The 20,971-nt window shown below is 60.7% G+C and carries 25 protein-coding genes; 15 read left to right on the forward strand and 10 right to left on the reverse strand.

Features of this window, described 5'->3' with window-relative positions; all coding sequences use genetic code 11:
- Nucleotides 1-239: 239 nt before the first annotated feature.
- From rpsR to rpmB, 4 genes are read right to left on the reverse strand one after another with little or no spacing between them, the layout of a single operon-like run.
- Nucleotides 240-494, reverse strand: a complete 255-nt coding sequence (gene rpsR / locus HMPREF2822_RS02910) for a 30S ribosomal protein S18 (RefSeq protein WP_010187626.1) — start codon at nt 492-494, stop codon at nt 240-242.
- Between the two features lie 15 nt (nt 495-509).
- Nucleotides 510-815, reverse strand: a complete 306-nt coding sequence (rpsN, locus tag HMPREF2822_RS02915) for a 30S ribosomal protein S14 (protein ID WP_010187625.1) — start codon at nt 813-815, stop codon at nt 510-512.
- Between the two features lie 3 nt (nt 816-818).
- Nucleotides 819-983: a 50S ribosomal protein L33 gene (gene rpmG / locus HMPREF2822_RS02920; protein WP_010187624.1), complete on the reverse strand. Its 165-nt coding sequence runs from the start codon at nt 981-983 to the stop codon at nt 819-821.
- Between the two features lie 2 nt (nt 984-985).
- Nucleotides 986-1,222 carry a 50S ribosomal protein L28 gene (rpmB, locus tag HMPREF2822_RS02925; protein WP_005279911.1) on the reverse strand — a complete coding sequence of 79 codons (237 nt, stop codon included), beginning with the start codon at nt 1,220-1,222 and terminating at the stop codon, nt 986-988.
- Nucleotides 1,223-1,696: 474 nt separating this feature from the next.
- On the opposite strand from rpmB, the gene HMPREF2822_RS02930 reads away from it, so the two are divergent.
- The 7 genes from HMPREF2822_RS02930 (at nt 1,697) to HMPREF2822_RS02965 (ending at nt 7,256) form a co-directional block, all read left to right on the forward strand.
- Complete coding sequence (locus HMPREF2822_RS02930; RefSeq protein ID WP_070520710.1) at nt 1,697-1,966, forward strand: type B 50S ribosomal protein L31; 270 nt, start codon at nt 1,697-1,699, stop codon at nt 1,964-1,966.
- A gap of 15 nt (nt 1,967-1,981) precedes the next feature.
- Complete coding sequence (rpmF, locus tag HMPREF2822_RS02935) at nt 1,982-2,155, forward strand: 50S ribosomal protein L32 (RefSeq protein ID WP_010187615.1); 174 nt, start codon at nt 1,982-1,984, stop codon at nt 2,153-2,155.
- 239 nt (nt 2,156-2,394) lie between these two features.
- Nucleotides 2,395-3,093: a response regulator transcription factor gene (locus HMPREF2822_RS02940; RefSeq protein WP_070520714.1), complete on the forward strand. Its 699-nt coding sequence runs from the start codon at nt 2,395-2,397 to the stop codon at nt 3,091-3,093.
- A complete protein-coding gene (locus tag HMPREF2822_RS02945) occupies nt 3,090-4,700 on the forward strand; it encodes a HAMP domain-containing sensor histidine kinase (protein ID WP_083306800.1) in 1,611 nt (536 codons plus the stop codon). The genes HMPREF2822_RS02940 and HMPREF2822_RS02945 overlap by 4 nt, the downstream gene beginning before the upstream one ends.
- Nucleotides 4,701-4,811: 111 nt before the next feature.
- Nucleotides 4,812-6,314, forward strand: coding sequence for a S1C family serine protease (locus tag HMPREF2822_RS02955; RefSeq protein ID WP_246817342.1), 1,503 nt, complete (start codon nt 4,812-4,814; stop codon nt 6,312-6,314).
- A 109-nt stretch (nt 6,315-6,423) separates the two neighbouring features.
- On the forward strand, nt 6,424-7,017 hold the full coding sequence (locus tag HMPREF2822_RS02960; RefSeq protein WP_070520727.1) for a MogA/MoaB family molybdenum cofactor biosynthesis protein: 594 nt from the start codon (nt 6,424-6,426) through the stop codon (nt 7,015-7,017).
- Nucleotides 7,017-7,256 carry a hypothetical protein gene (locus tag HMPREF2822_RS02965; protein WP_070520730.1) on the forward strand — a complete coding sequence of 80 codons (240 nt, stop codon included), beginning with the start codon at nt 7,017-7,019 and terminating at the stop codon, nt 7,254-7,256. Before HMPREF2822_RS02960 ends, HMPREF2822_RS02965 begins: the two co-directional genes overlap by 1 nt.
- A gap of 87 nt (nt 7,257-7,343) precedes the next feature.
- On the opposite strand, the gene mscL is transcribed toward HMPREF2822_RS02965, so the two are convergent.
- From mscL to HMPREF2822_RS02980, 3 genes are all read right to left on the reverse strand, one after another.
- A complete protein-coding gene (gene mscL / locus HMPREF2822_RS02970) occupies nt 7,344-7,772 on the reverse strand; it encodes a large conductance mechanosensitive channel protein MscL (protein ID WP_070520733.1) in 429 nt (142 codons plus the stop codon).
- A 374-nt stretch (nt 7,773-8,146) separates the two neighbouring features.
- Complete coding sequence (locus HMPREF2822_RS02975; protein ID WP_070520737.1) at nt 8,147-8,791, reverse strand: SAF domain-containing protein; 645 nt, start codon at nt 8,789-8,791, stop codon at nt 8,147-8,149.
- A 55-nt stretch (nt 8,792-8,846) separates the two neighbouring features.
- Entirely contained in the window at nt 8,847-9,413 is a 567-nt protein-coding gene (locus tag HMPREF2822_RS02980; RefSeq protein ID WP_070520740.1) for a 5-formyltetrahydrofolate cyclo-ligase, read from the reverse strand.
- A 70-nt stretch (nt 9,414-9,483) separates the two neighbouring features.
- On the opposite strand from HMPREF2822_RS02980, the gene HMPREF2822_RS02985 reads away from it, so the two are divergent.
- The 4 genes from HMPREF2822_RS02985 (at nt 9,484) to glpR (ending at nt 13,919) form a co-directional block, all read left to right on the forward strand.
- Complete coding sequence (locus HMPREF2822_RS02985; protein ID WP_070520743.1) at nt 9,484-10,413, forward strand: UTP--glucose-1-phosphate uridylyltransferase; 930 nt, start codon at nt 9,484-9,486, stop codon at nt 10,411-10,413.
- Nucleotides 10,414-10,501: 88 nt separating this feature from the next.
- Nucleotides 10,502-11,794 (forward strand): molybdotransferase-like divisome protein Glp, encoded by a 1,293-nt coding sequence (gene glp, locus HMPREF2822_RS02990; RefSeq protein ID WP_070520746.1) that lies wholly within the window; start codon nt 10,502-10,504, stop codon nt 11,792-11,794.
- Nucleotides 11,795-11,812: 18 nt separating this feature from the next.
- Nucleotides 11,813-12,529 (forward strand): GNAT family N-acetyltransferase, encoded by a 717-nt coding sequence (locus HMPREF2822_RS02995; protein WP_070520749.1) that lies wholly within the window; start codon nt 11,813-11,815, stop codon nt 12,527-12,529.
- A gap of 160 nt (nt 12,530-12,689) precedes the next feature.
- Entirely contained in the window at nt 12,690-13,919 is a 1,230-nt protein-coding gene (gene glpR / locus HMPREF2822_RS03000; RefSeq protein ID WP_338025100.1) for a divisome protein SepX/GlpR, read from the forward strand.
- A gap of 19 nt (nt 13,920-13,938) precedes the next feature.
- Here glpR and HMPREF2822_RS03005 read toward each other — a convergent pair whose 3' ends face one another.
- Together HMPREF2822_RS03005 and HMPREF2822_RS03010 are read right to left on the reverse strand one after the other, a co-directional pair.
- Entirely contained in the window at nt 13,939-14,556 is a 618-nt protein-coding gene (locus HMPREF2822_RS03005) for a DNA-3-methyladenine glycosylase I (protein WP_083299262.1), read from the reverse strand.
- 41 nt (nt 14,557-14,597) lie between these two features.
- Entirely contained in the window at nt 14,598-15,227 is a 630-nt protein-coding gene (locus tag HMPREF2822_RS03010) for a methylated-DNA--[protein]-cysteine S-methyltransferase (RefSeq protein ID WP_369815740.1), read from the reverse strand.
- Between HMPREF2822_RS03010 and HMPREF2822_RS03015 the strand changes: the two genes are divergently transcribed.
- Together HMPREF2822_RS03015 and HMPREF2822_RS03020 are read left to right on the forward strand one after the other, a co-directional pair.
- Complete coding sequence (locus HMPREF2822_RS03015) at nt 15,190-15,603, forward strand: DoxX family protein (RefSeq protein WP_070520761.1); 414 nt, start codon at nt 15,190-15,192, stop codon at nt 15,601-15,603. The genes HMPREF2822_RS03010 and HMPREF2822_RS03015 overlap by 38 nt on opposite strands.
- Nucleotides 15,590-16,279 (forward strand): zf-HC2 domain-containing protein, encoded by a 690-nt coding sequence (locus tag HMPREF2822_RS03020; RefSeq protein ID WP_070520764.1) that lies wholly within the window; start codon nt 15,590-15,592, stop codon nt 16,277-16,279. The genes HMPREF2822_RS03015 and HMPREF2822_RS03020 overlap by 14 nt, the downstream gene beginning before the upstream one ends.
- Here the strand turns inward: HMPREF2822_RS03020 and HMPREF2822_RS03025 are convergent.
- On the reverse strand, nt 16,276-17,889 hold the full coding sequence (locus tag HMPREF2822_RS03025) for a dolichyl-phosphate-mannose--protein mannosyltransferase (protein ID WP_369815741.1): 1,614 nt from the start codon (nt 17,887-17,889) through the stop codon (nt 16,276-16,278). The genes HMPREF2822_RS03020 and HMPREF2822_RS03025 overlap by 4 nt on opposite strands.
- A gap of 38 nt (nt 17,890-17,927) precedes the next feature.
- Here HMPREF2822_RS03025 and rsmI point away from each other — a divergent pair, with 38 nt between their 5' ends.
- On the forward strand, nt 17,928-18,776 hold the full coding sequence (gene rsmI, locus HMPREF2822_RS03030; RefSeq protein WP_070520767.1) for a 16S rRNA (cytidine(1402)-2'-O)-methyltransferase: 849 nt from the start codon (nt 17,928-17,930) through the stop codon (nt 18,774-18,776).
- 296 nt (nt 18,777-19,072) lie between these two features.
- Nucleotides 19,073-20,914, forward strand: a complete 1,842-nt coding sequence (locus HMPREF2822_RS03035; protein ID WP_070520768.1) for a BCCT family transporter — start codon at nt 19,073-19,075, stop codon at nt 20,912-20,914.
- Nucleotides 20,915-20,971: the final 57 nt, after the last annotated feature.

Here is a 20,971-nt window from a genome sequence, read left to right on the forward strand (position 1 = left end):
AGGCTTAAGTTCCCTTTCCATCAGGGGCGTTCTAACCCTTCAATGTAGCACTCGGGGGTGCCAGTTCTGAGTAAGACAGGTGCGGTGCACGATCCCCAAGAGGACAGGCGGAAAACGAAAGCCGCCGCCTACCGTGCCCCTTAAACGGGGAGGTAGGCGGCGGCTTAAAAGCTCTTTTGTCCTGTCCTAGTGAGTCACGAGTACAGCGGCAAAAGTGCGCTGTTGAAACCAGCTAGTGTTTAGCGGGACGTGAACGGCAGGAGAGCCATTTCGCGAGCGTTCTTGACGGCAGTAGCAACCTGGCGCTGCTGCTGCGGGGTCAGACCGGTGACGCGACGGGAGCGGATCTTGCCACGATCGGAGATGAACAGACGCAGGGTCTTGATCTCCTTGTAGTCAACCTTCTCAATGCCCTCGGCCTTGAGCGGGTTCTTCTTCGGGCGACGGGTCTGCTCCATACGGAACTTCTTGTGATTATTACGCTTGACAGCCATTGTATGGGTACCCCTTTACCAGCTGGACTTGCGAACGCCCGGCAGCTCACCACGGTGAGCCATGCCGCGCATACGGACACGGGACAGACCGAACTTGCGGAGGTAACCGCGCGGACGTCCATCGGCGGAGTCGCGGTTACGGACGCGGACGCGAGCGGCGTCGCGCGGCTGACGGTTCAGCTCGAACTGCGCCTCGAGGCGCTCTTCGTCCGGGGTGTTCGGGTTCTTGATGATTGCCTTGAGTTCAGCGCGACGCTCCGCGTAGCGGGCGACGATTTCCTTGCGCTGCTCGTTCTTGGCGATCTTTGACTTCTTAGCCATAAATTATCGCTCCTCGCGGAATTCGACGTGCTTGCGGACGATCGGATCGAACTTCTTCAAGGTGATGCGATCCGGGTTGTTGCGCTTGTTCTTACGGGTCACGTAGGTGTAACCGGTGCCCGCAGTGGACTTCAGTTTGATGATTGGACGGATGTCATTACGTGCCATCTTTAGATCTTCTCCCCACGTGCGCGAATCTTGGCCACGACGGACTCGATGCCGTCACGGTCGATGATCTTCATGCCCTTGGTGGAAACATTCAGGGTGATGGTACGGCCCTCAGAGGGCAGGTAGTACCGACGACGCTGCACGTTGGGGTTCCAACGGCGCGAGGTGCGGCGGTGCGAGTGCGAGACCTGCTTGCCGAATTCCGGCTTGCGGCCCGTTACCTGGCAAATAGCCGACATGGGTCTTCTTTCTCCTAGCCGCCCACATCGAAAGCGACTAACGGAGTGCCTATATCCGCGGTGAGGCGCGGCGCTCTAAAAAGTGAGGTTGAGCAGGAGGCTTAATCCGTTGAACACCAGTTGATGGGGCGTAAAACGATTACTTTGACAACAGCAAGGGGAAATCTTACATGCCGCGGCCTGTAGAACCTAATCACCGCTGTCGTGCAACCCGGCTTTGATACCTATTATCCAAGCGCCATTTCCGTCGAAGGTGCTGGCGGGGTGATTGTTTGCGCTTGCCGTTGCGTTGCTCTGAGGAGTATGAACTGCGGCGATTTCGATTTTGATGCCTGCGGCCTGTAGGATGTTTCAAGTTGTCGGCGCGAGCCGCACGTTTGTAAGTATAGAGACCCAACTCGGGCACGATCCTTTCACGCTCTCACGCGTCACGGAAGGAACCGACCCGTAGTTCAACCCTGAGGGAATCGACATATGAAGAAAGACATCCACCCGGATTACCACCCGGTGGTCTTCAAGGACGCCGGTACCGGCCACTCCTTCCTGACCAAGTCCACCGCTACCTCCGAGCGCACCGTTGAGTGGGAAGACGGCAACGAGTACCCGCTCATCGTCGTCGACGTGACCGCTGAGTCTCACCCGTTCTGGACCGGTGCGCAGCGCGTTATGGATACCGCTGGCCGCGTTGAGAAGTTCAACCAGCGCTTCGGTGCAATGGCTCGCCGCAAGAAGAAGAACGCGTAAGGAGGATAGGAAAAGATGGCAACTCCTAAGTTTAAGAAGTCCCGCGCGAACACCCACTCTCGCCGTTCCCAGTGGAAGGCTGACAATGTCGCCCTCCAAGAAGTCACCATCGACGGTCAGACCGTGCGCATCCCGCGCCGCCTGGTCAAGGCTGCAAAGCTTGGCCTGGTTGACGTCGAGCAGTTCTAAGGCCTCTCAGGTCTTCAGTCTGTGACTGTAGCCCCGAAGATTCACCGCTTTGAGTGAATCTTCGGGGCTTTTGTCGTGTGCATGTATTGCGCGCTCGCAGCTCTCCATGATTGCTAAGGCGTGGGCCGCCGAGGCGGCCTTGAATTTTTTGGGGAAACCAGCGGCCTAAGGGGGTATAAGGGGGCGAAAGAATGCGGCCTACTTCGTGAAAACGTCCTAGATAGGACATAATTGAGATTATGAAGATTCTTGTCGTGGATGACGAGCAGGCCGTACGTGAATCGCTTCGGCGCTCCCTGAAGTTTAATGGCTACGAGGTTGTGCTGGCCGCCGACGGCGTTCAGGCTGTCGAGATGGTTCACAGTGATAACCCCGAGCTACTGATCCTCGATGTGATGATGCCGAACATGGACGGCCTTGAAGTCTGCCGCACCCTGCGCAGCGAAGGCTGGGACCGCCCCATTCTCGTGCTGACGGCTCGTGATGGCGTGTCCGATCGCGTTGCAGGTCTCGATGCTGGCGCCGACGATTACCTGCCCAAGCCATTTGCGCTGGAGGAGCTTTTGGCTCGCGTGCGTTCTTTGGTTCGGCGTGCCGCTGCGGACTCCATCGGGGCGAAGCAGCCGGTTGAGACGCAGCTAAGCTTCGAGGACCTCAAGCTTGATGCAGATACGCGTGAAGTTACTCGCGGCGACCGTCCAATTTCCCTGACCCGTACCGAGTTTGCTCTCCTGCGTTTATTGATGGAGAACCCCCGCAAGGTGCTCTCCCGCAACACCATCTTGGAAGAAGTGTGGGGCTATGATTTCCCCACCTCCGGAAATGCGCTTGAAGTCTACATTGGCTATCTCCGCAAAAAGACCGAGGAGAATGGTGAGCCGCGTCTTATCCACACCGTGCGCGGTGTTGGCTATGTCATGAGGGAGGCTATCGCGTGATTTTGCGGAGGCCCGCGCCTGATGCGGTGCCTTCTGAAGACCTGGATACCACTGCGTGGTTAGGCCGCTCAGGCCGACGCGGCTGGGCTTCACGGGCGCCGCTTCGGTGGCGCCTTTCTTTGGTTACCGGTGTTGTTGTTGCCTTCTCCGTGGCAGTAATGACGTTTGTGACCTATTGGCTTGTCGCGGCTTCGATGACGGCGAGCGTCGATAAGCAGATTATGCAGCAAGCCGACGTACTCATACAGCAGGCGCAGGATCCGGCCTTTGTGGAGAACATCGACCAGGAAATTTCCTCATTCAAGCTCTATAACCCCTCGACTCGGATCTCAATCTCCCCACCGTCGGCCGCGTTTGCATTTGGTGACGCACTGCCCGTGGGCGGCGATTTTAAGCCCGACGGGGACACTATGGAAAGCTCCATCCGCACTTTGGGTGGGGAGCGCGTGCTGGCTAAGCATGAGGACGGCGGGGCCACGGTAGTCCTAGCTAAGGACCTAGGGCCGACCGAGGAAATCGTTTCCGCGGTGGGCTCGGCTCTGCTCATTATCGTGGCGTTCGGCGTGCTGCTTTCCGTCTTCGCGGGAATGGTGGTGTCCAAGACCGGTATGGAACCCATCGCGCGCCTCAAGCGCGCGGCAGATTATGTGACGCAGACTAATGACTTGCGGCCGATTGCGGTGGAGAGCAATGACGAGATGTCGCAGCTGACGGTGTCCTTCAACCGAATGCTGTCTGCCCTGCAGCATGCGCGCGTGCAGCAATCGCAGTTCGTGGCAGATGCCGGCCACGAGTTGAAGACGCCGCTAACTTCCATGCGTACCAATATCGAGCTGCTCATGATGCTGAATAAATCCGGCGGCGGATTCGGCATCAGCGAGGAAGATCGTCGTGATTTGGAAGACGACGTGATGGCGCAGATGTCGGAGTTGTCGACCCTGATCGGTGATCTCGTGGACTTGGCACGCGAAGATGCCACTGAGAAGGAACCGGAACCGGTCGAGCTGCACGAGGTCCTGGAGAATTCCCTTAATCGTGCCAAGCGCCGGCGCCCTGACGTGGACTTCCGCGTGAGGTTTATTCCGTGGATGTTGGATGGTGACCCATTTGCCTTGGGGCGTGCCACGCTCAATCTCATGGATAACGCCGCGAAGTGGTCGCCGCCGACGGGTACCGTGCGCGTGTCCATGCGGCAAGTGGCAGAGGACAAGGTGTGCCTGCGTGTGGATGACTCGGGTCCCGGTATCGCGCCCGAGGAGCGCGACAAGGTGTTCGAGCGTTTCTACCGTTCGGCCGAAGCTCGTGCAATGCCTGGTTCCGGATTGGGCTTGGCCATCGTGAAATCCGTCGTTGAGCGGCACAATGGAGAGATCACCATTAAGGATTCCGCGGACGGTGGAACACGCATGGAGGTTATCCTGCCGGGGCATCCCACCGAGGGGGATGCCATGGTGGATGGACTGGAAGAAATTCCGAACGAGTTTCAGCCAGAATCCTTCGATGCGCAAGAAGCAGAGGAGACATCTCAGGAGCCAGCCGAGGAGCACTCGGAGAACCCACACGACCGGGGGCATATCTTTGCAGAGCGGTGGTTTAACCAAAGCTAGTCTGCAAAGTATCGCCCCAGTTCAGTGCGCACAGGAAATGTACAGCTTTTCCTAGCACACTGGCAGAGCAGAGACAGATACACCCCAGCGCAATGGTGCACACTACCTGACATGAATATGAGGAATTCGAACATGGATAATCCCATGGATACCCCGCAGAACTCTGATGGACGGGGACAAGCACAGCAGCAGGGCGGGGCGCCTTCTGCGGGTAGCTCATCAAACGGCTGGAATCAGCCGCGCTCGGACTCGTGGGCACAGGGAAGGCAGCAAGCACCCTACGGTGCACAGGGCGGGCAGGGAAGCCCATCGTCGTTTGGTACTCAGCCCTCTCAGGCTCCAAACGCGGGGCAAGCACCGTATGGCGGCTCAACTTATGGCTTCGGTCAGCAAAGCCAGGTGCGACAGAGCACAGCACAACCATATGCAGGACAGCGCTACGGTGCTGCGCCCGAGGGGAATCAGAACGAACGCTTCCCTGGCCAGCAAGGCGTAGGCGCGCACGTCGTGGAGCCGGGAAGCGAACCGAAGAACAAACGCAAGGTAGGAATGGGCATCGCGTTGGCGATGGTGCTCGTTGCAGCTGGCGGCGTCACCGGTGCCGTGGTTGGCAAAGCCGGTGACGATAAATCCTCCACCTCGACGGTCAACGAGGTTCTCGAGCGCCAGCCGGTGGCCAATAGCACCGGTAACGAGCCGGCCGCCGGCTCTGTGGAGGACGTGGCATCGAAGGTTCTGCCGTCGGTGGTGTCAATCTACTCCATGACCCGCTCTGGCGGTGCCGAGGGCTCCGGTTCAATTATCTCCCCGGATGGTTATGTGCTGACCAACCACCACGTGGTTGCTGGCGCGGATCAGGGCGGGAGGCTCGAAGTGACGATGAATGATGGTTCGCGCCACAGCGCTACGTTTGTCGCGTCCGATGCGACGACAGATGTCGGGGTCATCAAAATCGATGACGTCAGCGATCTTCCTTTCCTCCAGTTTGGTGATTCGGACGCGGCCGCAGTGGGGCAGGAGGTAGTTGCCGTTGGCTCCCCGCTCGGGCTTAACGCCACGGTGACGTCCGGAATTGTGTCGGCCAAGAATCGCCCAGTGCGTGCGTCACAGGAAGGTGGGGAGTCCTCGCTTATCGACGCCATCCAGACCGACGCAGCCGTCAACCCCGGTAACTCCGGCGGCCCTTTGGTGGACATGGAGGGCAACATCATTGGCATGAACTCGATGATCGCCTCGCTATCTGGCGGTTCGAATGCCGAAGGCGGCTCCATCGGCCTGGGCTTCGCCATCCCCTCAAATTTTGCTAAGCGGATGGCCGATGAGCTCATCAATAACGGCAAGGTCAAGCATCCCACGTTGGGCGTTAAGGTCCGTGCGCAGAGCGATACCCTTGGCGCGGAAATCGTTGATGTGGAATCTGGGAGCCCGGCTGATAAAGCAGGACTGAAGTCCGGTGATGTGGTCACTCGCGTCAACGACCGGCTCATTGAAAGCTCCGATGCCCTGATTGCGGCAACCCGCTCGCAGGAATTTGGGGCAACCGTGACACTGGAAGTTAAGGGCCGCGACAACGAAGACGTGAGAAAGGTAGAGGTAACGCTGGCGAGCGAGTAAGTTTACAAATACTCGGGCGGTGCGCAAGCACCGCGTGAATACCGCACCCTGACACCTTTTTAAGCAACTACTTCCGGAAGATTCCGTCCCACCTTTAAGGAGAACCTCCGTGGCAGACAACACCGACGCAGCTGAGCTGTTGGGGCGCGATGCCTCACACGAACTTGATGATGTTACCGAGCCCGATGACGCCTTCCTCATTGCGAGCGAGCAAGAACAAAGCGTTCAGGCGCCGCGTCGCGCGCTCGTCGTGATCGTTACCGACCACCCAGATGAGTCAACGGAGGACACATCGCGTTTGGCGGGTGAATTGCTGGCCGAAGCCGATTTCACCTTCGACGGCGCAGTGATTGTTCGCTCCAAGAAATCCAAAATCCGACAGGCGATTGAAACCGGTGTGGTCGGGGGAGTTGACCTCGTATTGACTATCGGTGGCACGGGCGTTGGCCCCCGCGATAAAACTCCTGAGGCAACCCGCGCGGTGCTGGATCAAATGGTTCCGGGCGTGGCGCAGGCGCTGCGCTCTTCCGGCCAGGCATGCGGCGCGGTGGATGCCTGCACCTCCCGCGGTATTTCAGGAGTGTCCGGATCGACGGTCATCGTCAACGTGGCTTCGTCCCGCGCGGCGGTGCGCGATGGTATGGCAACGTTGACTCCCTTGGTGCATCACCTCGTGGATCAGCTGCAGAAGTCCAGCGTCTAATGGCTGATTCCGCACCACGTGCCCGCCGTCGTCGTGCTCAGCGCCCGTCGACCGCCCAGAATTATGACCGCAGCTTCGACGTGCCCGGCGGGCCAGTATCGCAGGCGGCTGGTACCTCTGCTGGGGCTGGCGCCGATGAGCTGCGCATCGTAAGCCTTGATGGCAACAGCGAAGACGAAGTCACCGGTGAGGCTTTCTACCGCGAGAATATGCCGCCGCACTTTGGTACTACGCAGTAGCGCGTCGAGGGCCTAGAGCGCATAAGGAAATCCCGCAGAGCTTCAGCATTGTGCTGGCTCTGCGGGATTGCAGGTTTTGCTTGTGAATTAGAAGCTGGAACCTGGCTTCTCAGTGGTGGTGCCACCGTTCTCAGCAGCGAGCAGGTCGCGGATCTCAGCGAGCAGCTGCTCGGCGGTCGGAGCCGGCTCCTCCGGGTCAACACCCTGGCGGCGCTTAGCGTGCTCGGTGACGGCATTGAGCGGAGCGACAATGACGAAGTAGATGACGGCAGCGACGATCAGGAAGTTGATGAGTGCCGTGATGACCGCACCAAAGTCAAGAAAGGTCTCGGGATTGTCGGTAATCGCGAAGCCCAGGCCACCGAAGTCCGGGGAACCGAAGGAGTTGATCAGCGGCTGGATGAGGTGGTCCGTGATGGAGGTAACGATTGCGGTGAATGCAGCACCGATGATGACGGCCACGGCCAGCTCGATGACGTTGCCGCGCAAGATGAAATCTTTAAAGCCCTTAAGCATGGGAATATGTCCTTTTCTGCGGAGTAAATGCTTCTTCGGTAGTGCGCGGCTGCGGCGCAGCGCGCGGTGAGAGAACCAACGCTGTTCAATGAGGCGGTACCTAGCACGTGATGAGCCGGAAGGGGCCGAAAGGAGCGAGATTCTTGAAGCGGTAGGAGTGCCTACTTAGGAAGAAGCATCGGGGGAAATTGCTGGAATAGAAAAGACCACTGTTGAGCGCTCACAGCATGCGTTGCCACGACGTTGTGAGACAGGAAAGACACACAAACATTAGCGCCTGAGTGGATGCGCCCATACTAGGCAGAGATTGTTGGTGGTGGCAACATCCCGCGGCACCATTGATGCGCAAACGCGGCGATCTTCACAGTGTCATCTTAATTGTGGGCACGGTCGCCCACGATGATGACCGTGAGCGGTTGCGCAAGGGAAGCGGCAGCGACGTCCTCGGCCGCCTCGGCGGGGAGAGCAACGAGCAACGATTGTGTGCGTGCATCATCTTCGCCTGTTCCCACCGACACGACGCGAGCGCCACGGGCAATAGTCGTTCCGCGTGCGGGGGCGGTACCGTCGGGCCTATCCTCTACCGTGCCGACGATATTGACCGTATCTCCATGGTGGAGATTACGAGAAATCTCCGGCTCAGCCAGCGTAAGCGGGATGAGGTGGCCGTTGTCCATACCGAAATCTGCGACGAGATCTGAGCTGAGTAGGCGAGTTGTGGTCAAGATTTCGCCAGCGCTCGCGGCCGCTACCAGCACGCGTCCCACGGCATCCTCTGGGTTATTTCCCAACGCCGTGGCGGGAAGAGCGGAGGAGGGGACGCGGGCCACGGAGACATCGCCAAGCGCTAGCGTCTCCCCGGCCGCCACGTCCCGGGCCATGACCACGACGCGGGGCTGCTCACGCGTGGAAGCGAGCGCACTGGCCGCGGCGGTCACGAGCAGGACAGCTGCGATAACGCGGCGCAGGAACACGCTGCGGCGATGTCCCGGGGTGCGCAGAACATGTAGAAAATCCATACCTTCTTAGACTGCGCGTGGCGCCGCGTGGTTCCCGGGCGGGGCCCGAAAGCGATTAAAGCCAGCGCATCCCGCGCTCGGTGAGGACGCCATCGACTGGGCGGTCGTGCTCATCGAAGGGGACATCGCGGACCTCGCTGGAATGCACCAAGGCAACGACAGGCGGGCGCCCAGTGGGGAGTGGGGTGAGCGCGCGGTCGTAGTAACCCGCGCCCTTTCCAAGACGCATGCCGGATTCGCTGACTGCCATCGCGGGCGCGAGGATGAGATCGAGCTGGGCTAGGATTTCGCTGCTGTGGCGCTGGCCGACGGGCTCCGCAATCCCCAACGCCCCCGGGCGCATGGCCTGTGGGCCGGTATATAGCGTCCACAAAAGCTCCCCGGCTGCACCGGAAATAGGCAGGTAAACCTCTTTGCAGAGCTGTGCCACGGTATCCACGAAGCTGGGGCCGCCCGGCTCTGTGCCCAGTGGGTGGTAGGCGGCAATGCGCATCGCGGGAGTCAGGAGCTCTCTCACACCAGCACACCACGCGGCGTTGTCGTCAGCACGCTGTTCAGAGGTGCGTTCGCGGCGGGCGTTAAGGAGTGAGGCTCTTAAGGCGTCCTTGGGGGAGGTCGTCATGGTTGCTAATCATAATGTGACGGCGTAGCGCAGCGCAGGAGAGCGGTGGGTGCATTGTAAAGTGGAACTTATGGCTATTGCACACGAGGATTCCCACACCGGGATCGCTACGGTCGTTGTCCCCGCTGCTGGCATGGGCACTCGCTTCCTGCCTGCCACCAAGACCGTGCCCAAGGAGCTGCTCCCCGTCGTTGATACGCCGGGCATCGAGCTTATTGCGGAAGAAGCCGCTTCGGTTGGTGCTCAGCGCCTCGCGGTGATCACCGCACCAAACAAGCAAGAAGTGATGCGGCACTTCGAGGAGTTTCCGGATCTGGTTGAGACACTCGACGCCCGCGGCAAAGACGAGCAGGTTGCTAAGGTCAAGCGCGCTGCCCAGCTGATCCACCCGATTTCGGTGGAGCAGGAAAAGCCGCTGGGCTTGGGCCACGCGGTGGGCTTGGCGGAATCCGTGCTCGAGGATGACGAGGAATTCTTCGCCGTCATGCTACCGGATGACATTGTTCTGCCCGCCACCGTCATGGGGGAGATGGCCCGTGTTCGCGCAGCTCTAGGCGGCAGCGTGCTGTGCGCCTTTGAGGTCGCGCGCGAGGAGACCTTTAACTACGGTGTGTTCGACGTCGAAGACACCGACGCGCCGGGAGTGAAGAAGGTTGTGGGCATGGTGGAGAAGCCGGATCCGGCTGATGCGCCGTCCAACCTCGTGGCCACCGGGCGCTACCTGCTCGACAGGAAGATCTTTGATGCGCTTCGCCGTATCAAGCCAGGCAAGGGTGGGGAGCTGCAGCTGACCGATGCCATCGAGCTCCTCATCAAGGAAGGACACCCGGTTCACGTCGTAGTTCATCAAGGCAAGCGCCACGATCTTGGCAACCCGGGCGGTTATATCCCAGCCAACGTGGACTTTGGTCTGCGCGATGAGAAATACGGTCCTGCGCTCTACAAGGCGATTAAGAAGATTGTGGAGGATTACGAAGAAGAAAACGGGCTGAAGGGCTAAGTCTTGACGCACCAAGCGCGCTAAGCTCTACTCCAGTAACTTCCATCCCTTTAGGCCCCACATACCCCAGAGCAAAGGTAGGCGGTACATGCGTTCGGTCGATGACCAGATGGCGTTCATTCTTGATGCAGCGATGACTCCGGAGCCGGTACGCATCGCCATCGCGAATGCGCTGGGTCTCAAGTGCGCGGAGGAGGTGCAGGCTAATCAGCCGCTGCCGGGCTTCCCGCAGGCGGCGATTGATGGCTACGCCGTGCGTGCCGTGGACGTCGGGGGAGAAAAAGCCCTCAAGGCGCGCACTCGCCACGACGCTGAGGATGCGGATGCTCCTGCCTCGGAGACTGAGATTGAGCGCTCGCTTCCGGTGGTGGGGGAGGTTCCGGCAGGCTCGCGCCAGCCTTTGCGTTTGCAGCCTAAGCAGGCGGTGCGGGTGTATACGGGTGCGCCTTTGCCCACGCTTGCCGACGCCGTCCTTCCCCTCGAGTGGACCGACCGCGGACGCAAGCGCGTGACCTCGCACCGGCCAGTGCGTTCGGGAGACTTCGTGCGCCGCGTGGGCGATGACATCCAACCCGGCGATGTGGCAGTGTCCTCTGGAACTGTCTTGGGGCCGGCGCAGATTGGCCTGCTCGCGGCGGTGGGGCGCTCGAAGGTGCTGGCGTACCCACGCCCGCGCGTGACCATCGTCTCTTACGGCAAGGAGCTTGTCGACGTCGACCGTGAGCCCGGCCTGGGCCAGGTCTTCGACGTGAACTCTTACTCACTCGCAGCGGCCGCGAAGGAGGCAGGCGCGGACGTGCACCGCGTGGGCATTGCTGCCGGTGAGCCGCGCCGCGTGCGGGAGGCCTTGGAGACTTACCTGGCGCGCAGCGAGGTGTTGGTGATTTCCGGTGCCGTGGGTGGTGCGGGCGCGGATGAAATCCGCGAAGTCCTCGATGAGCTGGGGGATGTCGATACTACTCGTGTGGCAATGCACCCCGGTTCGGTCCAAGGTTTTGGTCTGTTGGGTGAAGAGCGCATCCCCACCTTCCTGTTGCCTTCGAACCCCGTGTCTGCGCTCGTCATCTTCGAGGTTTTTGTGCGCCCGTTGATTCGGTTGTCCCTAGGCAAGCGCAGCGGTCAGCGTCGCGTCGTACGCGCACGCGTGCTCAACCACATGGAGTCCCGCCCGGGCCGTCGAGGATACATCCGTGCCCGGCTGATGCGTGACGCCGAGACCTCCGATTACCTCGTGGAAGGGCTAGGTGGCGCGGCGGGCGCGCCGGCACACCTGCTCGCCGGGTTGTCAGAAGCGAACGCGATGATTCGCATCCCGGAGGAGGTCACCGAGATCCGCCCGGGAGATGTGGTCGACGTCCTCTTCCTGACCCAACGAAGCTAGCCGGCAGCTACGCACGCCATGCTTGATCCTTTTGGTACTGCCGCAGGGCGGTTTTCCACTCCCGCCAGCGGTGAGGCTCACCCCGAGCATCCGGGGTGGCCTGAGGCGACCCCTGCGGTGCGGCTGCGAGGCTCTAGCGTTTTCCCACACGGAGCGACGGTGCGCCTGCGCCCGCTGTTGCGTCGGGATGGCGAGGCGTGGCGGCAGCAGCGCATGGCGGATCGGGATTTTCTTAAGCCCGTGGAACCTACGCTGCCGACGTCATGGGATGCGGCGCATTCGCAGTCTGCGTGGTGGAATCACCTGATGTTTTTGCGCGATTCTGCCCGCGTTGGAACGGTGGTGCCGCTCGTCATTGACGTCGATGGGCAATTTCGAGGCCAATTGACCCTGGGAAATATTCAGCACGGAGGGGTCAGTGAATGCTGGATCGGCTATTGGGTCCATTCCGGGGTACACGGCGCCGGCGTGGCCACCGTTGCGTGCGCCCTCGGCGTGGACCACGCTTTTTACCGAGTGGGGCTGCACAGAGTCACCGCCACCTACCTGCCGGAGAACCCTGCTTCGGGCAAGGTGCTACACAACAATGGCTTTCGGGATGAGGGATTTCTGCGCCGCAACTTACACATTGACGGCGCATGGCGGGACCACCACTTCTTGGCGCTCAATCGTGAGGATTTTGCCTCGAGCGCGGTGGAGCGCCTGCACGCGGCGGGGCGGATCCTCGGTCTCTAGATCGCGCTTGGATTAGTTCAACTACCTCTGTTTTCACTTAAGTAACAACCTTGTAATTTATGGGCTCGTTGATGCCCATGGAGCCGGTGTGGGCGGCTAGAGTAGGGGCCTAGTTATATTCCCTTTTCGTCGACCCCTGAAAGTGGGACACAGCCGCATGATGACTGCCGTGCCGATCATTCTCGTAATCGTGTTGTGGCTCTTCATCCTCGCCCCGTTGCTTTTGCGTTCGCAGCGTCCGATGAGCCACACGGGTGAGGCCTTTGAAGAGACCCGCGTGCTCTTCGAAGGTGATTCCGGCTCTGTGCCGGGCCGTCGCAAGCCGCGCCTGGGCAAGGAAGATATCCGCCCGCGCGCCCAGGCAGGAACGGGGGCTGCAGCGGACGAAGCGGAGTACGAGCTGGTGGAGGCCGAAGGCGTAAGCGAGGATTCGCAGTCCTCCCGCGCTGAAACCGCTACCTCTGACCAAGCTACTTCGGACGTCGCGGAGACGATTGACGGCGAGGTTGTTGAGGAAGACGCCGTTGAAGAGGACTTCGAGCTCGAAGCGGAGCCCGCCCACGTCGCCGAGGCCGAGCAGGAAGCAGGACAGGACACCAAGGACGTTGAAGCAGATGCTGCTGAAGTGTTTACAGCCCCAGCAAATGCTGAGGTGGCGGAGGATGCTTATGACTTCGATGACGCCTACACTTCTCCGGTCGATTTGATGTACCCGGGTGCTATTGACGCTGTGGAGGAGGCGCCGACGACGCCCAACGCCGAGGATTCAGATGGGGCCGATGATGCTCCCGACGCGGAAGAATCCACGGCGGCGGAAATCGAGAGTGCTGATGCCGCGGAGCTGAACGCCGAGGACTCTGAGGCCGGCAGCAGCGATACCGAGCTGTCTGAGGACGAGCTCGCCTTCGCACAGCGCCGCCTTGGCCGCGGCGGATGGGATCCGGTGAAGGAGAAGGAAGCTTCTGCCACGCGTTACCAGCGCCGTCAGCGTACGCTTATCGGATTGGCGGTAGCAGTGGTAGCTACGGTATGCCTCGGCATCGTCGTGGGTGGATGGACGTGGTGGCTGGCGGCTATCGCTGGTGTTATGACCACGGTTTACCTGGTTGCGCTGCGCGCCCAGGTACGCCGTGAACGGGAGTTGTTGCGGCGCCGCATTTACCACCTACGCCGCGCCCGCCTGGGAGTGCGGAACGCGGAGAACCCCGCCGAGTCGCTTCCGCCGAAGCTGCGCCGCCCGGGCGCGCTCATCCTGGAAATCGATGATGAAAGCCCGGACTTTGACTACCTTCCGGTGTACTCGGAGGATGATTCCGACGGTGGGTTTGACGGTCCTCATCCCACCCCGCGTCAACGGCGTGATGATTTGGCGGAGCGTCGAGTTGGCTAAGCGCTGTGTTGGCTGAGCGCTAGGCCGGCCACACACCGGATGTACCGCGACGGTGCGAGCCCACGAGGTGGGCATCGACCATGCCGATGGCCTCCATGAGTGAGAAGCACGTTACTGGGCCGACAAACTTGAACCCGGCCTTCTTTAAAGCCTTGGACATGTCCAAGGCTTCTTGCGTGTATTTAGGGATGTCTTCTTCGCGCTCCGGTGCGATGGTCTCTTCCGGCAAGAAGCTCCAGATGAACTCATCGAGTCCGCCCTGCTCTCTTAAGGCCACCGTGGCCTTCGCGTTGGCGAGTACCGCATTGATCTTGAGGCGGTTCCGGATGATTCCAGGATTATTCATCAGGCGCTCCACTTCCTCCTCGCCGAAGCTTGCCAGAAGGTCAGCATCAAACCCCACGAAAGCGGCGCGGAAGGCTTCGCGTTTGCGCAGAACGATCTCCCAGCTCAGCCCAGCCTGGAAGCCCTCCAAACAGAGGCGCTCTAGCAGTGCGGATTCCTCATGGATGGGCATACCCCATTCGGTGTCGTAGTACTCCTTGAGGAGTGGGGAGGTCATTGCCCAAGCAGGGCGGCCGAGCCCCGCGGAGTCAAAAACAAGTCTCGTATCGTTTGCCATCTGTGTACTAGTCATGCCTTTTTAGACTGCAGAAGTTATTCATCGGTTCCCCAGGGCTACCCGTGGTTGCCAAGGGCTCTCTGCGGATTAGTGCCGCAGCACGCGGCCTCGTGGTCCAGAAGCATCTGCTTCGCGGCTGCGCCTCCGCGATAGGAACCCACACCGCCGCCAGCCGGTACGACGCGGTGACACGGCACCACAATAGGAAGCGGGTTGGTGGCACAGGCGCTCCCCGCGGCACGTGCGGCCTGCGCGCTACCGGCGGCGGTGGCAAGAGTCGAATAGGTCCAACGTTCCCCGAATGGGATATCGCGCAGAGCACGCTGCGCCCGATCCCGGAAGGTGCGCGGGGACTCAGGCACGGCGAGAAGCAGCTCAAAATCCCTCCGCGTGCCGGCAAAATACTCGGCAATTTGTTGAGAGGCGTCGACAAGCACCGCGCCCGCAGAGCCAGGTTCGGTGACATCCGTGAGGCGTTGCATGCTTCTAAGATCCGGAGATTCGCCGTCGAAATACACATGAGATAAACCTCGCGCAGAACCCACGAGGGTGAGGCAGCCTAAAGGCGTGTTCGTAGTGGTCCACCTAAGCATGCTGGGTGGGGAGTCCTTTCTGAGGGAGGTGGCTATCCAGGGTAGTCTATGAACCATGAATAGACCCGCCGTACGCGATGCCGCGCTCCTCATCTTCCGCGCGGTGCTGGGAGTAATCTTCGTGGCGCACGGCGTGGACAAGATGTTCTTTAGCGGTATGGACGAAATTACCGGGCAGTTCTCCGCCATGGGGGTCCCACAGCCGCAGACCTCGGCATACTTGGCTGCCTTCGCGGAAATGCTAGGCGGGGCGGCTCTGGTGGTAGGCCTCCTCACAACCTTTGTTGCGGGGGCTCTAGCGCTGCTCATGGCGTGCGCATTGTATTTCGTGCACATCGGTAACGGTCTCTTCGCGGCCGATGGCGGCATCGAGTACCCGCTGGTTCTCATCGTGTCATTGCTCATGATCGTGGTCTTCGGTTCCGGCCGGGCGAGCGTGGATGGAGTGCTGAGCCGTGCTGACGCATGAGCAAGTGCAGGCAGCGATTTCCGCGCAGCTAGACGGGGAAGCCCCGCAGCTGTCGCCTGACGTCATCGAGGCACACGTTTCCAGCTGCCCAGACTGTGCAGCCTTCCGGGACAAGGCAGCGGCTCTATCGCGCTCGTTGAGCCTTGTGGAACCGGATGGAGCACCGCCGCAGGATCTATCAGAGGTTATCCTCGCTGGCGTGGAGCCAGAATGGCAGCGAGCTTCGAGCACACGGCAGGCTTCGCTGTCGTTGGCGCGAGTAGCCCTCGGTGTGCTGTCCGTGGCATTTCTTGTGTGGGCGATTGTGGTCGTCGTCAGTGCTTCGGGCTTGACCACCCTGGAGAGCGAAGGGACCCTTGCAGAAGGCGCTGACCCGGAGCGCGCGCGCCTGTTGATCGAGGCCGCAGCACTGCGCTTCGGCCTTGCCAGCGGTTTGGGTTTTGCTGCATGGCGCCCTGCCTCAGCGCCCGGATTGCTGCCGGTGGCGTGCACAATGTTCGCGTTCCTGTGCGGCTTTACCATGCGCGATTTTGCCCTGGGTAGCGTCGCTGCGGGGCAGCTTTATATCCTCATCGGCACCGGGCTGGCCACCGCCTGCCTGGGCTGGGCTTGGGCGGCGGACCGGGGGTTCCTGCTGCGGGATGTCTATCGGACGCTATCTGCTAGCCCGCGTTAGGTCCACGACGGCAGCCACATGATGGAGTTGTACCAAGAATCCGGGATCATGTAGCCGTAGAGGATCGGGGAGAAGTAGGCAAACATCGCTACAACGAGTGCGGCATAGCACACCGTGATGAAGGTGCCCAGCGGCATCGCGGAACCGAAGAGCCTTGTGAGCCAGTGCCATTCCAGCTTGCGGCCGCGCCCGATCATTTGGCCCAAGGCCAACGCGATGAGCACGATGATGAACGGGATAAACGCCGTGGCATAAAAGAAGTACATCTGGCGGTCGAAGACCGCTAGCCAGGGTAGGAAACCCGCGGCGGCGCCCACGAGCGGGATGAGGAAGGCGCGGTTGCGGCGCACGAGCAAGGACCACAGCCCCCACAGCACCGCTGGAATGACCAGCCACCAGATGGCCGGGGTGCCAAACAGGTACAGCATCTTGCGGCAGGATCCGCCGTCGCCACAGGAAATGTCAGTGGAGGAGTAGTAGAGGATGGGGCGCGCGGCCACCAGCCAGGCCCACGGCTTGGAATCCCAGGGGTGGCTGTGGCCGCCTGAAGTGGTCAAGGAGGCGTGGAACTCCAGCACGGAGGAGTGGTAGTAGAACCAGCCGGCGAGGGGCTCGGGGAGGTTGAGCAGCCAGGACCCTTCTTCGATAGTGCCGTCCACCTTGGCGTGGCGGTAGACGGCGGTTTCATCGGCGAACCAAGCGCGCCATGACCACGCGTAGAGCGCTACAGGAACCGCGACGATGGAGGCGAGGGCCGCGGGCGTATCGCGTACCAGCGTGCCCACGATGTAGCGGCGCACTCCATAAAGACGGCGCAGCGCGAGGTCCGAGAAGACGCTCATGAGGCCGAAGAACATGATGTAGTACAGGCCTGACCACTTCACAGAAAGTGTTAGCCCCAGGAAGACACCGGCCGCAAAGCGCCACCACCGGAAACCAAAACGAGGACCGAAGTCGGAATCACCCATGGTGCCCGAAAGGAAAGCGGCGTGGAGGCGCTCGCGCATCTGCTGGTGGTCGCGCGCCAAGGCCCACGCGGCGGCAACGACGAAGAAGACTTGGAAGATGTCCAGCATGCCAAACTTGGAGGCAACGAGAAGCACACCATCGCACACTGCGAGGAGACCGGCCAGGAATCCAACCTGCCATGAACCGGACAATCGGCGAGCCAGCGCCATTGTCAGCAGGACCGTGCCCACGCCAAAAAGCGCGGCCATGCAGCGCCATCCCAATGGGGTATAGCCGAAGAGAGCCTCCGAAATCGCAACAATCTGCTTGGCCAGCGGCGGGTGGACGACAAGGCCATAGCCCGGATTGGACTCGATACCGCCGATGAAAAGGTTATGCCAGCTGGTAACCATGTCCCAGGCCTGCGGCACGTAGTGCTTCTCATCGAAGACGGGCGTGCCTTCGGAGACCGGGGAGGTCAGGCCAATGAAGCGCGTGAGGAAAGCCAGCGCCGCGATGATCGCGGTGCTGATCGTGTCAGCCGTTGTCCAGACATAGGGCCGGGGAGCAGGAGGCGCTGGCCGGGTATGGGCGCCGCGTGCGATAGACGGACGCGGGCGCTTGATGCGGCCAGATCGATCGGTAGGGGTTGCGATACTCACTCGGATGAGTCTAGCGTGCGTGTGCCATGCTGGGGAGTATGAGTCTTCAGCTTGAACCCTTGCCGCGTGGGGTCATCCTTGCCGCCACGCCGCTGGGAAATCCCGGTGACGCTTCAGCCCGCTTGATGCAAGCTTTGGGTCACGCAGATGTCATTGCCGCGGAAGATACCCGTCGCGTTCGCAATCTGGCCCAGGCATTAGGGGTGGAGATCCGCGGCAGGGTGGTGTCCAATTTCGACCACAACGAAGAGGAGCGTTCGCGCGCTCTCGTCGCCGCCGCCCGGACCGGGACAGTGCTCGTGGTGTCCGACGCCGGTATGCCCCTAGTGTCTGATCCTGGGCACTCCATCGTCACCGCAGCAGTGGAAGCAGACGTGCCCGTGACCTGCTTCCCAGGACCCTCGGCGGTGCCGACGGCTCTTGCGCTGTCTGGTTTGGGAGTGGGGCATTTTCTCTTCGATGCCTTCCCGCCGCGCAAGCCCGGGCCGCGCAAGGCGTGGCTGGAGTCCTTGGTGGGGGAGCAGCGCGCGATTGCGTTCTTCGAGTCCCCGCACCGTTTGGCGCAGACGCTTGGCGACGCCTCTACGATCCTCGGCGCCGACCGTCGCGCCGCTGTGTGCCGGGAGCTGACGAAGACCTACGAGGAGATTAAGCGAGGCTGCCTAGGCGAGCTCGCGGAGTGGGCTGAAGAGAATGCGCGGGGCGAAATCACCGTAGTAATCGAGGGCGGTGAGGCCGCACCCGTGTCGATGGAGACCCTCGTTGAGCAGGTCCGGGCAGAAGTAGAGCGGGGTGTGCGTGCCAAGGATGCGTGCAAGAAGGCGGCGGCGGGAACGGCATGGTCCAACCGTGAGCTCTATGACGCTTACCTTGCTGCGCGCGGCTGAGCACCACCTCAGGTTTCTGGTGATGACCGTCTCTTTTCGGGCAATCGTTATGGCATCGTTATTCGCAGAAAGGTTGAGGGAGCCTGGGCGGTAGCTGGAGACAGAGCCGGATTGTATGGACACGCTGCACAGTTGGCATACAGGATGGTGCTGAAGGGTGTGCACTGTGTGGGGAAGTACATGGAGGAAATTGCCCGCCTTCCGAGCACTGTGGCTGTGAAATAGGCCCGCTGTGCAGCTTTTTTATGAGCGCTATGGTTTGACTAGTTGATGGGACAGCACCATGGTTTGAAGGTATGACAGACTCGACCAATACAGACAATGTGAAGGACACGGGGGTGTCTTCGGCCGCCTCCCAAGAACAAAGCTCGCCGGCCGCGTCGGATGATTACCGCACTGTCGACGAGCGCCTAGAGGCGACGTCAGCTACGAGCCAGCTTCAGGACATGCTCACCAATAAGGAGTTTGATCCTTCGGCTGCAGCTTTGCCCGTAGAAGCAGAAGAGGACGACAAATTTGGGCCCGGTGGCATCGACTCACCGATTGATTGGAGCATCGTCGGTATCGCGGGCGTCCTCATCGCTGCCTTCGTGGCATGGGGACTGGTCGCGCCGGAGAGCTTCGGTTCATTCTCCAGCAACGCTCTCAACTTTGTGGTGACAAACTTTGGCTGGGCTTATGTGCTCTTCGGCACCATCTTCGTTATTTTTGTCATCTGCATCGCGGCCTCTAAGTTCGGCACCATTCGTTTGGGCAAGATCAACGAAGAGCCGGAATTCTCCACGGTCTCGTGGATTGCGATGATGTTCGCGGCTGGCATGGGCATCGGCCTGATGTTCTACGGTGCTTCCGAGCCGCTCAACTATTTTAAGAACGGAGTTCCCGGACATGGTGAGCACGAGGTAGGAACCTCAATGGCTACGGCCATGTTCCACTGGACTCTGCACCCGTGGGCGGTTTATGCCGTCGTTGGCCTCGCCATCGCTTACTCCACCTTCCGTATCGGCCGTAAGCAGCTGTTGAGCCAGGCCTTTGTGCCGCTCATCGGCCAGCGTGCTGCCGACGGCGCCGTGGGCAAGATCATTGATATCTTGGCCATCTTTGCCACTGTCTTCGGCACTGCTTGCTCGTTGGGTCTAGGCGCTATGCAGATCCAGGCGGGCCTGGAAGCGTCCGGAATTATTGAGAACCCCACGCAAAGCGTCGTGATTGGCATCGTTGTGGTACTGACCTTGGCCTTTATCTTGTCTGCCATGTCTGGTGTGGGCAAAGGCATTCAGTACCTCTCTAACGCCAACATGGTCCTGGCAGCTCTGCTGGCCATCTTCGTGTTCATCTTTGGCCCGACGGTGTCGATTCTGAACCAGATTCCGGGCTCCATCGGTAACTACCTGGCGAACTTCACCGAGATGATCGCTCGTACCGCTGAGTCCGACAATGGAACCGCTGGCGAATGGTTGTCGACGTGGACAATCTTCTACTGGGCTTGGTGGGTTTCCTGGTCGCCGTTTGTTGGCATGTTCCTTGCGCGCATTTCCCGCGGCCGTTCTGTCCGCGAATTCTGCATTGGTGTGCTCTTGGTTCCAGCGGGCGTCTCCACCGTATGGTTCGCCATCTTCGGTGGTACGGCTATCCACATGGAGCAAAACGGCAACTCCATCTCTGGCGACTCTGCTGAGCAAGAACTGTTCAACCTCCTGCAGAACCTGCCTGGTGGCTTCGTTGCGGGCATCGTTGCCGCCCTGCTGCTGGCCACGTTCTTCATCACGTCGGCCGACTCGGCGTCGACAGTCATGGGCTCGATGTCTCAGTCTGGCGCCACCACCGCCAAGCCGTGGCTATCCGCGGCATGGGGTGTGCTCACTGCAGCCGTCGGCCTGACCCTGCTGCTGTCGAGCGAGGACTCCCTGTCGAACCTGCAGAACGTCACCATCGTGGCAGCACTGCCATTCCTCTTCATCCTTGTCGGGCTCATGTTCGCTATCTTCAAGGACTTGCGCAATGACGTGATTTACCGCGAGTACCGCGAATCCCAGGCCTTCCAGCGCAAGATGGCACGTGAGCGTCGCCTGCACCGCGAATTCCAGCGCGAACAGGCCTTCAAGGCCCGCCGTCGCCAGCACAGCCACAAGAACTAGTTCTGGCGCGCGAGCTTTTCTCCTCTGCACCCCCTCACTGCATTGCCGGTGAGGGGG

It is taken from the genome of Corynebacterium sp. HMSC062E11, from assembly GCF_001811845.1.
GTDB lineage: Bacteria > Actinomycetota > Actinomycetes > Mycobacteriales > Mycobacteriaceae > Corynebacterium > Corynebacterium hesseae.

Excerpts from the sequence above, each read along its gene's own strand:
- rpsR (WP_010187626.1), bottom strand. The coding sequence starts at position 494 with ATGGCTGTCAAGCGTAATAATCACAAGAAGTTCCGTATGGAGCAGACC.
- rpsN (WP_010187625.1), bottom strand. The coding sequence starts at position 815 with ATGGCTAAGAAGTCAAAGATCGCCAAGAACGAGCAGCGCAAGGAAATC.
- rpmG (WP_010187624.1), bottom strand. The coding sequence starts at position 983 with ATGGCACGTAATGACATCCGTCCAATCATCAAACTGAAGTCCACTGCG.
- rpmB (WP_005279911.1), bottom strand. The coding sequence starts at position 1,222 with ATGTCGGCTATTTGCCAGGTAACGGGCCGCAAGCCGGAATTCGGCAAG.
- HMPREF2822_RS02930 (WP_070520710.1), top strand. The coding sequence starts at position 1,697 with ATGAAGAAAGACATCCACCCGGATTACCACCCGGTGGTCTTCAAGGAC.
- rpmF (WP_010187615.1), top strand. The coding sequence starts at position 1,982 with ATGGCAACTCCTAAGTTTAAGAAGTCCCGCGCGAACACCCACTCTCGC.
- HMPREF2822_RS02940 (WP_070520714.1), top strand. The coding sequence starts at position 2,395 with ATGAAGATTCTTGTCGTGGATGACGAGCAGGCCGTACGTGAATCGCTT.
- HMPREF2822_RS02955 (WP_246817342.1), top strand. The coding sequence starts at position 4,812 with ATGAATATGAGGAATTCGAACATGGATAATCCCATGGATACCCCGCAG.
- HMPREF2822_RS02965 (WP_070520730.1), top strand. The coding sequence starts at position 7,017 with ATGGCTGATTCCGCACCACGTGCCCGCCGTCGTCGTGCTCAGCGCCCG.
- mscL (WP_070520733.1), bottom strand. The coding sequence starts at position 7,772 with ATGCTTAAGGGCTTTAAAGATTTCATCTTGCGCGGCAACGTCATCGAG.
- HMPREF2822_RS02975 (WP_070520737.1), bottom strand. The coding sequence starts at position 8,791 with ATGGATTTTCTACATGTTCTGCGCACCCCGGGACATCGCCGCAGCGTG.
- HMPREF2822_RS02980 (WP_070520740.1), bottom strand. The coding sequence starts at position 9,413 with ATGACGACCTCCCCCAAGGACGCCTTAAGAGCCTCACTCCTTAACGCC.
- HMPREF2822_RS02985 (WP_070520743.1), top strand. The coding sequence starts at position 9,484 with ATGGCTATTGCACACGAGGATTCCCACACCGGGATCGCTACGGTCGTT.
- glp (WP_070520746.1), top strand. The coding sequence starts at position 10,502 with ATGCGTTCGGTCGATGACCAGATGGCGTTCATTCTTGATGCAGCGATG.
- HMPREF2822_RS02995 (WP_070520749.1), top strand. The coding sequence starts at position 11,813 with ATGCTTGATCCTTTTGGTACTGCCGCAGGGCGGTTTTCCACTCCCGCC.
- glpR (WP_338025100.1), top strand. The coding sequence starts at position 12,690 with ATGACTGCCGTGCCGATCATTCTCGTAATCGTGTTGTGGCTCTTCATC.
- HMPREF2822_RS03005 (WP_083299262.1), bottom strand. The coding sequence starts at position 14,556 with ATGACTAGTACACAGATGGCAAACGATACGAGACTTGTTTTTGACTCC.
- HMPREF2822_RS03015 (WP_070520761.1), top strand. The coding sequence starts at position 15,190 with ATGAATAGACCCGCCGTACGCGATGCCGCGCTCCTCATCTTCCGCGCG.
- HMPREF2822_RS03010 (WP_369815740.1), bottom strand. The coding sequence starts at position 15,227 with ATGAGGAGCGCGGCATCGCGTACGGCGGGTCTATTCATGGTTCATAGA.
- rsmI (WP_070520767.1), top strand. The coding sequence starts at position 17,928 with ATGAGTCTTCAGCTTGAACCCTTGCCGCGTGGGGTCATCCTTGCCGCC.
- HMPREF2822_RS03035 (WP_070520768.1), top strand. The coding sequence starts at position 19,073 with ATGACAGACTCGACCAATACAGACAATGTGAAGGACACGGGGGTGTCT.